Source organism: Vibrio gigantis (genome assembly GCF_024347515.1).
Classification (GTDB): domain Bacteria; phylum Pseudomonadota; class Gammaproteobacteria; order Enterobacterales; family Vibrionaceae; genus Vibrio; species Vibrio gigantis.
On record NZ_AP025493.1, the window covers coordinates 265,280 to 279,666 of the forward strand.

Below are 14,387 nucleotides of genomic sequence, written 5' to 3' on the forward strand. Positions count from 1 at the left end.
GCTGTGGCATTTCAGACCTGAATTCAGAGTAAGCGAAGGCTTTGAATTAATAGACTCTGACTCGCCCTTGTAGCTTGAGCAGTAATAACGCGACAATTGCCCCCGTTGTGTCGCAAAGCATGTCCTTTTGAGCATCCCAAATATCGCCTTGTGACCCTAGGAACGCGATACCTTCGTCACCACCGGCAATCTCTGCATACCACCATTCAATAATCTCGTAACCAGCTGCAACACTCATGATTGCAAACAGTGCGAAGAAACACGCAATCATGGGTTGAGCTAATTTCTTGCGAATTAAGTACTCCGCGAGAGGGTAAGCGTAAAGGCCAATAGAGAAATGTGCGACACGATCAAAGTTATTACGCTCAGAGCCTATCATGTTATTGAACCAATCAAATGGCACTTCTGCGAAGGTATACTTCGCACCTATCGTGTGCAAAATCAGCCAAATAAACATCAAAACGTAAGCTGTCTTAGTGAAGGTTAGCTTTGTTGACAGCCACCAAATACCTACTAATATCGCAAGCGCTGGGACTATTTCGGCGATCCATACTGCTCTTGAAGAGGGAGCAAACGCTGAAAAGAGAAACACAATCAGATACAGCGTTGTTAATGAAAGCAATGGTCGATTTTGAGCAAGAGGCGTAATTGTCATATCGAAATCTCGTCGAAGTTTTGATTAGTGTCCCATAGTAATGAACAGTGTTCAATTGTACTTTTATCACCAGATTTGTTGAAAACTGGCGTTATCGCCCAGTATCTAGACAAACGGTTGCTAGAGTTTCACAAAAGTTTGATTTACAACAAAGCGAACCTTAAAATCCCTCTATTACTACATAACAAGAAAGAAAGTCATGAAACTGGAAACTGTCGATTACCTTGCTGAAGACGCAGCAGAACAATTTGTTCGCTCTTTACGTGAAACGGGTTTTGGTGTTCTTAAGAACCACCCAATCCCGAAAGAGCTTGTTGAGTCAATTTACGAAAACTGGTACCAATTCTTCATTTCTGAAGAGAAAGAGAACTTCCACTACAATGTTGAAACACAAGATGGATATTTTCCACCTTCAGTGTCTGAAGTTGCTAAGGGCCACACTGTAAAAGACATCAAAGAGTACTTTCACGTGTACCCTTGGGGACAAATTCCTGAGCAACTGAAAGAACAGATTCTAGATTACTACCAGCGTGCGAATGCTTTTGCTCAAGAGCTTCTAGGTTGGGTTGAAGCTCATGCTCCTAAAGAAGTGCAAGAGAAATTCTCTATTGCGTTATCAGAAATGATCAACGGCAGTGAGCAGACTCTGCTTCGTGTTCTTCACTACCCACCAATGCAAGGTGATGAAGAGCCAGGTGCAATCCGAGCAGCAGCACACGAAGACATCAACTTACTGACGGTTCTTCCTGCAGCAAACGAGCCAGGCCTTCAAGTTAAAGCTCAGAACGATGAGTGGCTAGATGTACCATGTGATTTCGGTAACATGATCATCAACATCGGTGACATGCTTCAAGAAGCATCAGGTGGTTATTTCCCATCGACAACTCACCGTGTAATTAACCCATCAGGTGAACGCCAAGAGAAATCTCGCATCTCTTTGCCTCTATTCCTTCACCCTAAACCAGAAGTTGTGCTATCTGAAAAATACACAGCAAATGAATACCTAATGGAACGCCTGAGAGAGCTTGGCGTTATCTAATTAGTTAAATACGCCGTCCCAAAGCCGGATAGATACGAAAGGTCAGCTAAATTGCTGATCTTTTTTGTTTCTGTACAGTAGAAGAATTTCTTTTATTGCTCATGGTTGTATTCAGGTAAATGCTATCCAGTTTTTGATGATGAAAGGTGTCTTTAAGCCAAGCGATTAAAAGTTGTTTGCCCTTAAGCTCGACAAAACGTAAAAAATCGCTTTCAATTAAGGAAGATAAGTCGTGGATATGAAATAGATTACCCATTGTATTCACTGATCTAGTAATCCATTAATTCAGAGAAGCTAACTGAGCCAACTATGTCGAATCATCAAGATGTGAGAGCAAACTTTCACTGCCATATGGAGAACCCTTTGCTTTGGCCGATCATGGAAGTGCTGAAGCAAAAACCAAAAGGGTGGAAAGTGCACACATTGGCAGCTCACCTGAACGACCTTGGATTCGTGCCGGTTTTAGATGCTGTACCTGAGAAAGAGTTGTTTAAGAAGAACTTCCTAATCATGAATGCGCTTTATCAGCTTCAAGAAACTTTGCATCCTGATGGTTGGCTTCAGGTGCAAGCGATGGACATCGAATTGATGAACGGCCGTTATCACGGAAGCAGTCACAGCATTGATCATCAAGACCCACTTCGAGACTATTACATTAATTGGGTTAACTATGAAGCGGATGAAGGTGAAGTCAAAAGGTTGCTGAACGAGTTTTGGACCCGATATAGAAAATTTGTTGGTGGTGACGAACTTGATATGGATAGAAGCCGAGCGTTAAACCTGTTTGAATTACCGTTGGATTCGACTCAAATTGAGATTAGAAAGCGCTGGCGACAGTTGGCATTGAGATGGCATCCAGACAGGGATGAGGGCAACACGGCAAAATTTCAGACGCTCTGTGAAGCATGGCATGTTTTACGAAGCTCGTAATCGAAAGTAACTCTTAGCTGCCCGGTTGACTGAAACCCTAAATAGAAAGCCCCACATTGTGAGTGATACAAGTGGGGCTTTATCTTACGCTGTAGCTACGTTATGTGTTGTTGCTACTGTATTTATTGGTGCTAAGAGTGGTCTTTATTCTCACCACTTTTATGCTCAAACGCATAGTCGAGTACTTTACGGATATAAGGTGCGCCGACTTTTGAACCCCCGTTGCCGTGTTCAATAACCACTGTCGCGACATATTCAGGGTTTTCATAAGGTGCGAAAGCCGTGTAGAGCGCATGGTCAAGTAAATGTCTAGCGAGTTTCTTTGAGTTGTAGACTTGATCTTTCGCAAGATCAAACACTTGTGCGGTACCAGATTTTCCGCCGCTAGTGTAGTCGCTTCCTTTGAATGCACGTCTGCCACTACCACGACTGCCGTGGTTTACGAGTCGCATTGCGTTGAGTGGCACATCCCAAATTCTATCGGGCACTTCAGTGATCGAGGGCATTGGCTCGGGCTCGACAAGTTGCTGCGTAGTAAAATCTTCACCATGTTCTAAGGTGGCTCTTAAGATATGAGGTGGCATCACCTTTCCGTGATTGACCAGCACTGAAGTTGCTTTAGCAAGTTGCATTGGTGTCGACGTCCAATAACCTTGGCCAATACCAATAGGGACGGTGTCACCTTGATACCATGGGGTTCGATAACGCATCATCTTCCATTCTCGAGTCGGCATATTGGCGGTACTTTCTTCGTAGATATCGATACCTGTCGGCTCACCAAAACCAAAACGATTCATCCAGCTTGATATACGGTCAATACCTAAATCAAAAGCAGTTTGATAGAAGAATGAGTCTACCGACTCTTCAATGGCTTGGGTTACATCGACAGGCCCATGACCCCAACGTTTCCAGTCTCGCCACGATTTAGAGTTTCGCTTAGAACCGGGAATTCTCCAAACGCCGTGGTCATTACGAATCGTATCTTCTGAGATAACATGCTCTTGCAGTCCGGCCACAGCCATAAATGGCTTAACGGTTGATGCCGGAGGATAAACACCAAGAGTCGTGCGGTTGACCAACGGGTGAGCAGGATCATTTAATAGACGTTGGTAGTTCTTACTCGAAATGCCGTCGACAAATAGGTTTGGGTCATAACTCGGGCTTGATGCCATCGCCAACACGCTGTTGTCTTTCGGATCGAGAATAACCGCGCTTCCGGTTCTGTGATCAAGTTGTTCAAAGACGTATTTTTGTAGCTCAAGGTCAATATTAAGCACAATATCTTTGCCAGCTACTGGCGGTACATATTCGATGGTTCGGACAATCCGCCCACGGCTGTTTACTTCGACTTCTTGATAACCCTTAGTACCGTGTAGAATATCTTCATAGTAACGTTCAACACCGAGCTTACCTATGATTGTTGTGGCTTGATAATTCGCTTCAATCCCTTGTTCTTCGAGCTTTCTAAGATCGCGATCGTTGATGTGTGCAACGTAGCCGAGTACGTGGGTAAGTACCTCACCATTGGGGTAAAAACGCTTTAAGCTAGTATCAATAGACAAGCCGGGGAATTGGTACTGGTGTACGGAGAACTTCGCAATTTCTTCTTCAGTTAAGTTCTCTAGAATAGTCACCGACTTAAAACGGCGGGTGTTGTGGTAACGTTTTTTGAAACGATCGATCTGCTCAGCATCACGCGGGACGTATTTATTTAGTTTGGCGAGCATCGCATCGACATCATCGGTTTTCTCTGGAATCATAGTCAGATCAAAAACAAGTTTGTTCTCTGCGAGCAAGACGCCGTTACGGTCGTAAATAAGGCCACGAGTAGGGGCGATAGGCAGTACTTTGATTCTGTTTCCATCGGCACGAGTTTGATAGCTTTTGAAATTTTCGACTTGAAGTCGGTATAAGTTGCCGACTAAGACAAGAGTGAACAGCAGGATCCCACAAAACGCTACGATTACACGGTTTTTGAATAGGTTCACTTCGATTTTATGGTCACGCATCTTAACGCGTTTATGATTCATTGAAGCCTCAAGGTTTTGTTACATTTGGTTACACCTGTCGAATCGGGACTTTATCTGAATATCACTAGGGTTTTGTAAAAGCTGTGTCATGATTTTGGTGATCAACTGCATTAGATGGCAGTACGTAGCGTCTTTAGCTTTCTTATAACCAAAGTTGATAGGTACTTGATAATAGAATTTCTGTTATGAATTTATAGAGTTGAAGAGTTTTGATAACAGCAGGAGTTGGATAAATTTACGGCCCTCAGAATGAGAGCCGTAGATAGTTAATTTGCTTACTTAATGGCTTAGGTAAACTTCAAAAGCCTAGAAACACAATAAATCTATTATTTAACGAAATCAGTTCGAAGGCTTGAACTGAGATTTACGCATACGGTTCAGAGCTGCCATCACATCTAATGTTCTTGGTTTCGCTAGATCACCGTAGTTCGGCATGTTAGCGTGCCATTCGTTTTCTAAAATAGCGTTGAACTCTTTCGCAGGGTTATTTGACCAACCTGGAGTTTGTGCAAATTGGAACCAAGCCCAACCAATCGCGTTTACTTCAGACGGCGATTCTAATTGCTCGAGCGCTGAAAGGTCTGCAAATTCTTTACCAAAACGCAGTGACTCTTTGCCTTTAGCATTAACACGGAACTTACCATCAGTAAGAATATTCATGAGTGATGCGCGGTTCAATGAACGTGGTACAAACGTCTCTAAAGCTGTCTCACATTCGTTAGTACGCTGAGTAGGGTGTTGAGCAATAACGTCTTTTGCTTTTTCAGTCACATCTACCGCTTGATAGTCGTGCATTTGAATCACAGTGTTCGCAACATCTAGGTAGTCACCAGATCCGCCCATTACAACAATGGTAGAGATATCCATTTCATCACGCAGCTGGCCAATGCGGTCGACAAGTGGCGTTATTGGCTCATCACCTTTTGATACGAGTGCTTGCATACGCTCGTCACGAATCATGAAGTTCGTCGCTGACGTATCTTCATCGATAAGTAGAGTTTGAACACCGGCTTCAATTGATTCTTGTAACCAAGCGGCTTGAGACGTAGAGCCAGACGCATCTTGTGTACTGAAATCAGATGTGTCTTTCTGCATAGGTAAATGGTTGATGTAGTTTGATAGGTTCAAGCTATGTACACATCGACCATCTTCAGCGCGGATCTTCATTGTATCAGTCGCAGTTACGATGCCTTCGCGACCATCACCAGGAATATGGTTGTAGATAGAGCGTTCAACGGCGTTCAACAGTGTAGATTTACCATGGAAACCACCACCAACGATTAGCGTGATGCCTTTTGGAATACCTAGACCAGTCACGTCACCTTGGTTTGGAGTATTTAAAGTAACACTCAGTGATTCTGGAGCAGCGAAAGGTACAGCATTTTTCATTGGAAGGTCGCAGTTACCTGCTATACGCGGTAGTACGCTGCCGTTTGCAACGAACGCCGCTAGATTGTTTTCATCCAATTGAGCACGTAGCGCTTCTTGGTCTTCAATGGTTTCACAATGCTTAATCATTGCATCGATGTTCAATTCACGCTCCAGTGTCGCGCGACGAATAAACTTCGGTAAGTAGAAAGTGATGATGTTGTTCGCTTTCTTAGCAAGAATGCTACGGCCATCGGCTGGTAGGTTGATGCGGAAACGAATTTCGATGCCGTGTTCTGTGAAAACAACGGCTGTGTTGTCTAATACCGTTTGACCCGTCAGGGCGATAGACACGGTTGATTCTTGTTTTGCGAACTCAGAGAAGCTACGTGCGATAAAGTCACGGGCTGCTACTTGGTATTCGTAAGACTTTTCTTTCAGCCAATCTAACCCGGTCAACGACCACGCGCGCGTTGCGCGAAAACGAGAAGCTGACGCGTACGGGTCACCTTGGATGTGGTCGATGTGTAATTCAAAATCAGCAAAGTCGTATTGACCTTTAATTTGTTGATATGCACGGTAGTTTTGTTTTTCGAGCTTTTTAAGCTTTGCAGTCAACTGATCCATAACGAGGAATGCCTATATAAGGGGAAAGATAAAAACAGAAAGGCGGCGATTATAAAAATCACCACCTTTAGAGTAAAGAGAAAGTAGGCCTAAATCCAAAACTAACTGCTCTTTTTCGTTTTAAGCGTAACGAGTTGTCCCCAAATAGTTTTGATTGATTAAGCTGTGTTCGAATTCTTGGCTCGGCATTGGCTTTCCGTAAAGGTAGCCTTGGCCCACATCGCAGCCCTCGTTAATAATAAATTGCTCCTGAACCTCTGACTCTATGCCTTCAATTGTCACTTTTAGGTCGAGCTTTTTCGCAATTTGGACAATAGAGCGAACAATTTCCGAGTCTTCATGTGAGTTAAGCATTTGGTCGATAAAGCTCTTATCAATCTTAATGGTATCGAATGGGAATTTCTTCAGGTAACTGAAAGAGGCGTAGCCCGTACCGAAGTCATCTAGTGACAATGTAACGCCAATGTCGTGCAGCGACTCTAAGGTATTCTTGGCAACCACTTCATCGGCAATGAGCCCACTCTCTGTAACTTCAAGTTCTAAGAAACGAGGCTCTAGATGATAGGTTTCAAGTAGGTGAACCACTTGTTCTGCAAAATGTACATTCTTGAGTTGAATCGCAGACACATTAACGCCTATTTTGAAGTCGTTAACGTACTCGGACCACTCTTTGGCTTTTTCAATCGCATTACGTAGAACAAAGCTTCCCACTTCGAAAATCAATCCGTTTTGCTCGGCCATATGTATGAGGGTTTCGTTAGATATGTCCCCTAAAACAGGATGCCTCCAACGAAGCAAAGCCTCTGCACCAACCCAGCGATGCGTCAATGGGCATACTTTGGGTTGAAAGTAGAGCATAAGATCATCATTACGAACGGCTTGAAGCAAATAGCCTTCGATCTTATTAATGTGGGTTTGTTCTTCGGTATGCGATTGAGAGTAGTAAGCGAACTTTTGTCCTGAATCTTTACAGGCTAACATCGCTTCAGAAGATTTTTGGAGAATGCTTTCCGCATCATCTTCGTCGTTCGTAATTGCAATCCCAATAAAAGCGTGTAAATGCACTTTGTCACTTTCGATGTCGAATTCTGAATGACCAACTTTTACGAGCGTCTGGCAAAGTTCTTCTAGGCGTTGGTGCAAATCTTTAACGCTAAACGCCAACACCAAGTCAACTGAAGTAGGGCGCGCAGTTAATACATCGATATCAGAAACACTGTCGATGCGTTTTCGGTATTCAACAAGCACTTGGTCTAACGCGTTATAGCCGTATCGAGCCTGAATTCGTCTGCCATTGGTAAAACCAATATGGACGACTGCGAATGTACTGTCTGTTAGCCTTCGCTGTGACATTAGCTTGTGGTTTAAGCGGGACTCAAATGCGTTTCGGTTTAAAAAGCCGGTACCCAGATCGTGATTTTTTTGGAAATTGATTTTTTGCTCTGCTGCTTTTCGCTTATCAATTTCTTGATTTAATGAATAATTCAGGCTCGCAAGATCTTTAGTTCGAGTGTAAACACGGTTTTTTAAGTCTCTATTCATTTGAGTGAGCTTGGCATGCTGAAATAGGGTTTTAAGCTGAGACTCTATTGAGGTACGAAAGCTTTGTAAAAGCTTGATATAGGTGGGCGTGTAGTGATTTTCTTTTGAATCTAAAATGCAGATGGTACCAAACAATTCACCATTAGGCCAAAGCAGCGGAATACCGCAGTAAGAGACCAAACCAAGCTTGATGTCTGGGTTGTTTTCCCAATTAGGATCGGCGAGGGCATCGGGCACTATAAGTTGTTGTTGAGACTCCATTACCGTTTCACAGTAAAGCCCATTGCCTAAGGTTTCAGCATCACCTTTGTTGTATGGATTGTTTTTACTGCGGCTGGTCGAGAATACTTCAATATAGTTGGCGTGAACACGCATGATGAGTGCGGCGGGCACTTGAGTTATTTGAGCTAAAAGGTCAACAATGTTCTGCCAACCGGATTCCATATCGTCTGGAATATCTAAGTCTATCGTTTTTATTTTCTTCATATGACTCCGAGTCAATCATGCTGAATGCATCAACACATCCTGTGTTAATTATGATGAACCAAATAAACTATGAACCTTACGTTAGTTAAGTATAAGAAATGTTGCGCGAAAAAACCTCCGCAATTTTGCAGAGGTTTTCAAATGTGAATCTGGGTCTCAGTAATGAGATAAGTTTCGATTAAGGCTTTAAGTTTATAAAGTCTTCACTGTTAAGTTTCTCGCTATAGTCTACCGATGGTTGAGCAAACCCGTTTAATTGTAGAAATTCCTCTTTAAACCCTTGGTAATCGCCTAAAGTTTGGAAGTTGTTCTCATCCATCTTTTCTAGTAGCTCTGTCACGTGTGCTTGGGTTTCTGGGGCTAATTCCCAGTCATCCATGCGGATCAACCGCTCGCCATCAAGTGGTACTTTTGATTGACCATAAAGTTTGCTGCTGAACAGGCGTTGCATTTGCTGGATACAACCTTCGTGGGTCTCTTGCTCTTTCATTACTTTATACAAAGCAAGTAGGTAAGGGCTAAGTCCTGGGATGAAAACGCTCGCTTTGGTAACTAGGGCTTTACAGACCGTAGCGTAAGCGTTGCCATCAAAGTTAGCTAGTTCTAGGTTAAGTGCGTGGCTGGTTTGGTGAAGGTCAATCTTAGCGCGTCCCAACGTCCCATCTAAGTATATAGGGTGCGTAACTTCTGGACCAACATAAGAAAACGCGATCGTCTTACAACCCGGAGCAATAGATTCAGCGTTGATGAGCTCATCAATCCATTGTTCCCAATCTTCACCGCCCATTACTTTGAGGGTACTTTCTTCTTCCTCTGCAGTAGCGGCTTCAAGGGTGTTAGTACCCCAACTGTCATTTTCAAGAGAGATTGTCGCGCCTGTCACGCTTTCGCCGATAGGTTTAATAGCAGAGCGCCAAAACTCATCGGAATCTGGTTTAGGGCGAATGCCCGCAGCTAAACTATAGATAACCAAATCCACTTCACCTTCGAAGTAGGTTTCAATTGCTTCGACAACTTGTGAACGTGTTTCTTGCGAAAATGCATCGCCAACGATGTTGATAGCAGTGCGTTGCTCTCGCTCTGCTTCTTTCTTGAAGTAGATGTTGTTGTACCAACCAGCACTACCGAGGGATTTATCATTTGGACCACGTTCAAATGAAACGCCAATGGTGTCGGCTTGAGCACCGCCAAAGGTAAGAGCGATACGAGCGGCAAGGCCAAAGCCTGAGGAAGCGCCGATGATCAGTACTCGTTTAGGGCCATCTTTGATTTGCGGCGCACTCTTAACGAATTTAATTTGTTGCTTTACGGCTTCTTGACAGCCAAGAGGGTGAGCGCTTTTGGCTACCACACCCTTGATAACAGGTTCGATCAGCATAAATAACCTTACAGTTAACGATGATATGCATTCAGGCTAACGTAAAGCTGTGTAAAATTTATTGAGCTAGACCATTAAAACTTAAAGATACTGATATAATTCTTCAGCGACGAATTTAGCAATCCAAGGTTGAGCTTCTGGTTTTGGATGCAGTCCATCGTTCATCATCCACTCAGGTTTAACGATGATATGCTCTAGGAAAAACGGCAAAAGTGGCACGTTTTGTTGATCAGCAAGCTCTGCGAAAACGTATTCAAACTGCTGGTTGTAACGCTTTCCGTAATTCGGTGGGATTTTAATCTGCATCATTATCGGTTTCGCGCCCGCTGCTTTTATCTGTTTAATGATTTGATCAAGATTCGCAGACATCAGCTTAGGTGGGAATCCACGAAGTCCATCATTCGCACCAAGTTCAATAAGAACGGTGTCTGGAGCGTGGTCTTCAAGCAGTTGTGGTAGACGAGCTAAACCATTACCCGTTGTGTCACCAGAAATACTTCCGTTTACCACGGTTACCGTTTTGTCATGCTTTGCTAACGCGTCTGGTAACAGGCTTGGCCAACTCTGTTTTATGTCCATGTTGTAACCAGCGCTCAAGCTATCACCAAGAACCAGTAACTTAGAATCTAACTTGGTATCTTGAGCCAAAGAAGCGGTTGAAAATAAAATAAAGAATAAAAAGGAAATTAGTCGAGTCATGCATACATCCATCATTAAAGCAGAAGCTGTTTCGAAGACAGTGTCTACTAATCAAGAACATTTAACAATCCTAGAGCATGTCGATATTGATATTCGTGAAGGCGAAACTGTCGCAATTGTCGGCACGTCTGGCGCGGGTAAGTCGACCCTGATGACGTTGCTTGCTGGTCTTGATGTACCAACGAAAGGCGAAATCAGCTTATTAGGACAGCCACTTTCACAGCTTGACGATGAGGCAAGGGCTAAGATCCGTAGTGAATCGGTAGGATTTGTATTTCAAAGTTTCTTATTAATCCCAAGCCTTTCTGCGTTGCAAAATGTCACGTTGCCCTGTTTGTTGAAGGGAGAAGACGAAGACGTTGAGCGAGCTACCGCTCTGCTTGAATCAGTCGGGTTGAAAGATAGACTCGATCATTTGCCATCTCAGCTATCTGGTGGCGAACAACAAAGAGTCGCTTTAGCGCGCGCGTTTATGATTAAACCAAAAATCCTTTTTGCTGATGAACCAACAGGCAACCTAGACCAACAAACGGCAGCTAAAATTGTTGAGTTGTTGTTTGAATTGAATTCATCACACGGCACTACGCTAGTTTTAGTGACACATGATCCTAAACTTGCACAACGTTGCCAACGCACACTCAAGATGCATGTCGGTCAGATAGAGGAAGTCTAAATTGAACTCATCAAATGGACTGAACAAGCGCCTGTTTTCATGGAGCATTGAAGAGATTAGACATGGCCAGCTATGGCCGGTTTCCATCGCTTTGACGCTCATAATTGCATGTGTTTTCGCGCTATCAGCTTTAGCTGAGCGTATGGAACAAGTGATCGTCAAGCAGGGTAAAGATGCGCTAACAGCCGATAGCGTGTTTATCTCAGCAAACCCAATTCCTCAACCACTTTTAGACCTCACACAGGTTGAGCAGCTAGAAAGCTCTCAGTTGACCCGTTTTGCAACCATGGCGTTCAGTGACAACTCGATGCAGTTAGTGACGGTGAAAGCGGTGGAAAGTAATTACCCATTACGCGGAGAAATGCTCTTAGAGGGTGCAAATAAAGCGTTAAGTAACCATGTTGAGCCAGGTGAACTTTGGCTAGACGAGCGTATATTTGCGCAGTTAGAGGTTGAGATGGGTGACAATGTCACCATTGGCGATGCCGATCTAACGATAACCGGGCGCATCACTCAAGAGCCGGGCTTGAGCTTTAACCCATTCCAGCAAATGCCTGCTGTATTGATACACAAAAGTGATATAGACGCGACTGGTGCCATTCAACCGGGAAGCCGTGTGAGTTTCAGGCTGTTCTTGAATGGTGATGATTCAAAACTCAAAGCGGCACAAGACAGCGTAGAGTTAACCCCGAGTGATCGCTGGCGTACGCAAGATTCAGCGAGTCGTACTAACGACATGTTCGAAAGTACAACTCAATACCTTTCGCTAACCGTTGCTATCGTTGTGATCATGGCTGCGACCACTTTGGTACTCACGTGCCAACATTATGTTGCGAGTCGTCGTAAAACCATCGCGATGCTTAAGAGTTTAGGTGCAAGCAAGCAGTGGATCGTTAAATGGTTGTCTGTACAGGTATCGATGTTAGTGGTGATCGGTGCTGTGCTGGGAATTACCATCGGTATTGGCTTAGAGTTTTTGCTTCGTATACCTCTGGGCGACCTATTACCAACGCCACTTCCTAGCTATGGTATTGAACCGGCTATCTTGGCGATTTTATCAAGCATCTTAATTGGTGTTCCGGCTCTTGGTATCCCGTTAATTGGCTTGGTCAGCACTTCTGCAATCAGCGTTATTCAATCAAGTCATCAGGCCAATGAAAGCTACAAGAAATACTTGTTGTTACTGGTACCGATTATTCCAATGATGCTGATGTATGGTGACAATCTATTGGTATGGATAGTTCTAGCGGGTATCGCTTGTTTGTTCTTAGTGCTCGCGATTGTAAGTACGCTTGTGCTGCGTTTGGTGAGTAAGTTGCCGACGTCGACATCTATGCGTTTAGCATTAAGCCGAATTAATCGCACGCCATTAGCAACTGGGATTCAATTTGGTTCATTGGCACTTTCACTCATGTTGCTTTCTATCATCTGGCTGGTAAGAAGTGATTTACTGTCAGATTGGCAACAAACCTTGCCCGAGAATGCGCCCAACGCGTTTGCACTTAACATTGCAAGCTATGAGAAAGACAGTTATCTCGAGACGATTGATGCAAACGAAGTAGAGCGTACCCAAGCGTTTCCAATTATCCGAGGAAGACTCACGACGATTAACGGTATTGAAGCATCAGAATACAGCGATACCTCAGGAGATACAGACGCGCTAAGTCGAGAGATCAACTTCACTTGGGGAGATAGCCTACCTGAGTACAATGACGTGTTAGAAGGCCGCTGGACACAAGAGCAGGGGGTGTCTGTGGAATCCGATGTCGCGGAGCAGCTCGGTTTAAAGATTGGCGATGAGCTTTCGTTCACAATCAATAGCCAGAATGTCTCTGCCAATGTGAATAGCATCCGCAAAGTAGAGTGGCGTGAAATGAAGCCGAACTTCTATTTCATCTTTACTCCAGATGTTTTGAGCTCTATTCCTTCTACATGGCTAGTCAGTTTCAGATTAGAAGAACAACACAATCAAATGCTCAACGAACTTTCTCGAAATCATCCAACCGTGAGTTTGATGGATATTCGTATGATGGGTAGTAAGATCCAAGAGTTGCTCAAACAGATTGTTTGGTCGATAACCGTACTAGCTGCGTTAGGTGTCGTTGCGGGACTGCTGCTTATCTTCACTCTATTGCGATTGAGCTTATCTCAAAGGCAACAAGAGATACGCTTGTACCGAACGCTAGGCGCGAGTAAGAAGCGAATTCTCAATACTATTTGGTGTGAATACGGGTTAATGGCGTTAGTGGCAGGCTCAATTGCGGCTGTAGGTTCTGAGCTCAGCGTTGCAGGCGTTATGAATTTTGGTTTTGAGTTACAGCCTTCACTCCACCCGATGCTCTGGATAGCACTACCAGTGCTAACGTTCATCACATTAGCCGCGGTAGTGAATAGCTTAATCAAACGTTTGTTGGCACCTGTAAACAAGGATTTTGGCTAATAGTTAACGAGATTTAGTCGAATACTAAAAACGGTCTAAAAGTGAAATTATTGATACTTAGTTATGCACTATCTATATCACGTCGCTTTAGACCGTTTTTTATTTGACCAACCTTTAGCATAACTAAAAATATCGCGCCCTAAATCCCACTCTTTTTAGCGTTTTTTAAAGCTAATTGATCAATAGTGTCGGTTTAATGAACAGCGGTTAGTCCCTGTAAACAAAGGGTTTGCGCAACTTAGCAAGAACGTTATCAACAGTTATCCACAAAAACGGTGGATAACTTTAGGGATAAGTTAACCTCTATGTTTTAAGAGTACTGAGACAGCCTTTATGTGGCGTCACTTAGGACAAATTTGACTGTTAGAATAACCTTTAAAACTCTACCTTGAGTTATTGAGTCAAGAGATTATTTCTGTTTTTTACATAGATATTAAATCCCGCCTACCTAAGACCTTGATAAAAATGTGTTTTAATTCATTGCAGAACAAAAGTAGAATAGCGTCAGTTAATCTTATTC

General features: G+C 43.6%; 10 protein-coding genes. 4 read left to right on the top strand and 6 right to left on the bottom strand.

From position 1 onward, the window contains the following. Window positions 1–46: 46 nt before the first annotated feature. A complete protein-coding gene (locus OCV56_RS17265) occupies window positions 47–655 on the bottom strand; it encodes a DUF2238 domain-containing protein (protein ID WP_086713943.1) in 609 nt (202 codons plus the stop codon). A 199-nt stretch (window positions 656–854) separates the two neighbouring features. On the opposite strand from OCV56_RS17265, the gene OCV56_RS17270 reads away from it, so the two are divergent. Both OCV56_RS17270 and OCV56_RS17275 read left to right on the top strand, forming a co-directional pair. After that, window positions 855–1,694: an isopenicillin N synthase family dioxygenase gene (locus tag OCV56_RS17270; RefSeq protein ID WP_086713944.1), complete on the top strand. Its 840-nt coding sequence runs from the start codon at window positions 855–857 to the stop codon at window positions 1,692–1,694. A 309-nt stretch (window positions 1,695–2,003) separates the two neighbouring features. Beyond that, window positions 2,004–2,624, top strand: coding sequence for a DNA-J related domain-containing protein (locus OCV56_RS17275; protein ID WP_086713946.1), 621 nt, complete (start codon window positions 2,004–2,006; stop codon window positions 2,622–2,624). A 131-nt stretch (window positions 2,625–2,755) separates the two neighbouring features. Here OCV56_RS17275 and mrdA read toward each other — a convergent pair whose 3' ends face one another. The 5 genes from mrdA to OCV56_RS17300 form a co-directional block, all read right to left on the bottom strand. Further along, window positions 2,756–4,654 carry a penicillin-binding protein 2 gene (mrdA, locus tag OCV56_RS17280; RefSeq protein ID WP_086713947.1) on the bottom strand — a complete coding sequence of 633 codons (1,899 nt, stop codon included), beginning with the start codon at window positions 4,652–4,654 and terminating at the stop codon, window positions 2,756–2,758. 339 nt (window positions 4,655–4,993) lie between these two features. After that, entirely contained in the window at window positions 4,994–6,649 is a 1,656-nt protein-coding gene (locus OCV56_RS17285) for an ABC-ATPase domain-containing protein (RefSeq protein WP_086713948.1), read from the bottom strand. Between the two features lie 120 nt (window positions 6,650–6,769). Further along, entirely contained in the window at window positions 6,770–8,677 is a 1,908-nt protein-coding gene (locus OCV56_RS17290) for a bifunctional diguanylate cyclase/phosphodiesterase (RefSeq protein WP_086713949.1), read from the bottom strand. A gap of 178 nt (window positions 8,678–8,855) precedes the next feature. Next, the gene (fabV, locus tag OCV56_RS17295; RefSeq protein ID WP_086713950.1) at window positions 8,856–10,055 is read right to left on the bottom strand and encodes an enoyl-ACP reductase FabV; all 1,200 of its coding nucleotides are present in this window, start codon (window positions 10,053–10,055) and stop codon (window positions 8,856–8,858) included. A gap of 81 nt (window positions 10,056–10,136) precedes the next feature. Next, the gene (locus tag OCV56_RS17300) at window positions 10,137–10,754 is read right to left on the bottom strand and encodes an arylesterase (protein ID WP_086713951.1); all 618 of its coding nucleotides are present in this window, start codon (window positions 10,752–10,754) and stop codon (window positions 10,137–10,139) included. Here OCV56_RS17300 and OCV56_RS17305 point away from each other — a divergent pair. Further along, window positions 10,753–11,427, top strand: a complete 675-nt coding sequence (locus OCV56_RS17305; RefSeq protein ID WP_086713952.1) for an ABC transporter ATP-binding protein — start codon at window positions 10,753–10,755, stop codon at window positions 11,425–11,427. The genes OCV56_RS17300 and OCV56_RS17305 overlap by 2 nt on opposite strands. A gap of 1 nt (window position 11,428) precedes the next feature. After that, complete coding sequence (locus OCV56_RS17310) at window positions 11,429–13,867, top strand: ABC transporter permease (RefSeq protein WP_086713953.1); 2,439 nt, start codon at window positions 11,429–11,431, stop codon at window positions 13,865–13,867. Window positions 13,868–14,387 lie beyond the last annotated feature (520 nt).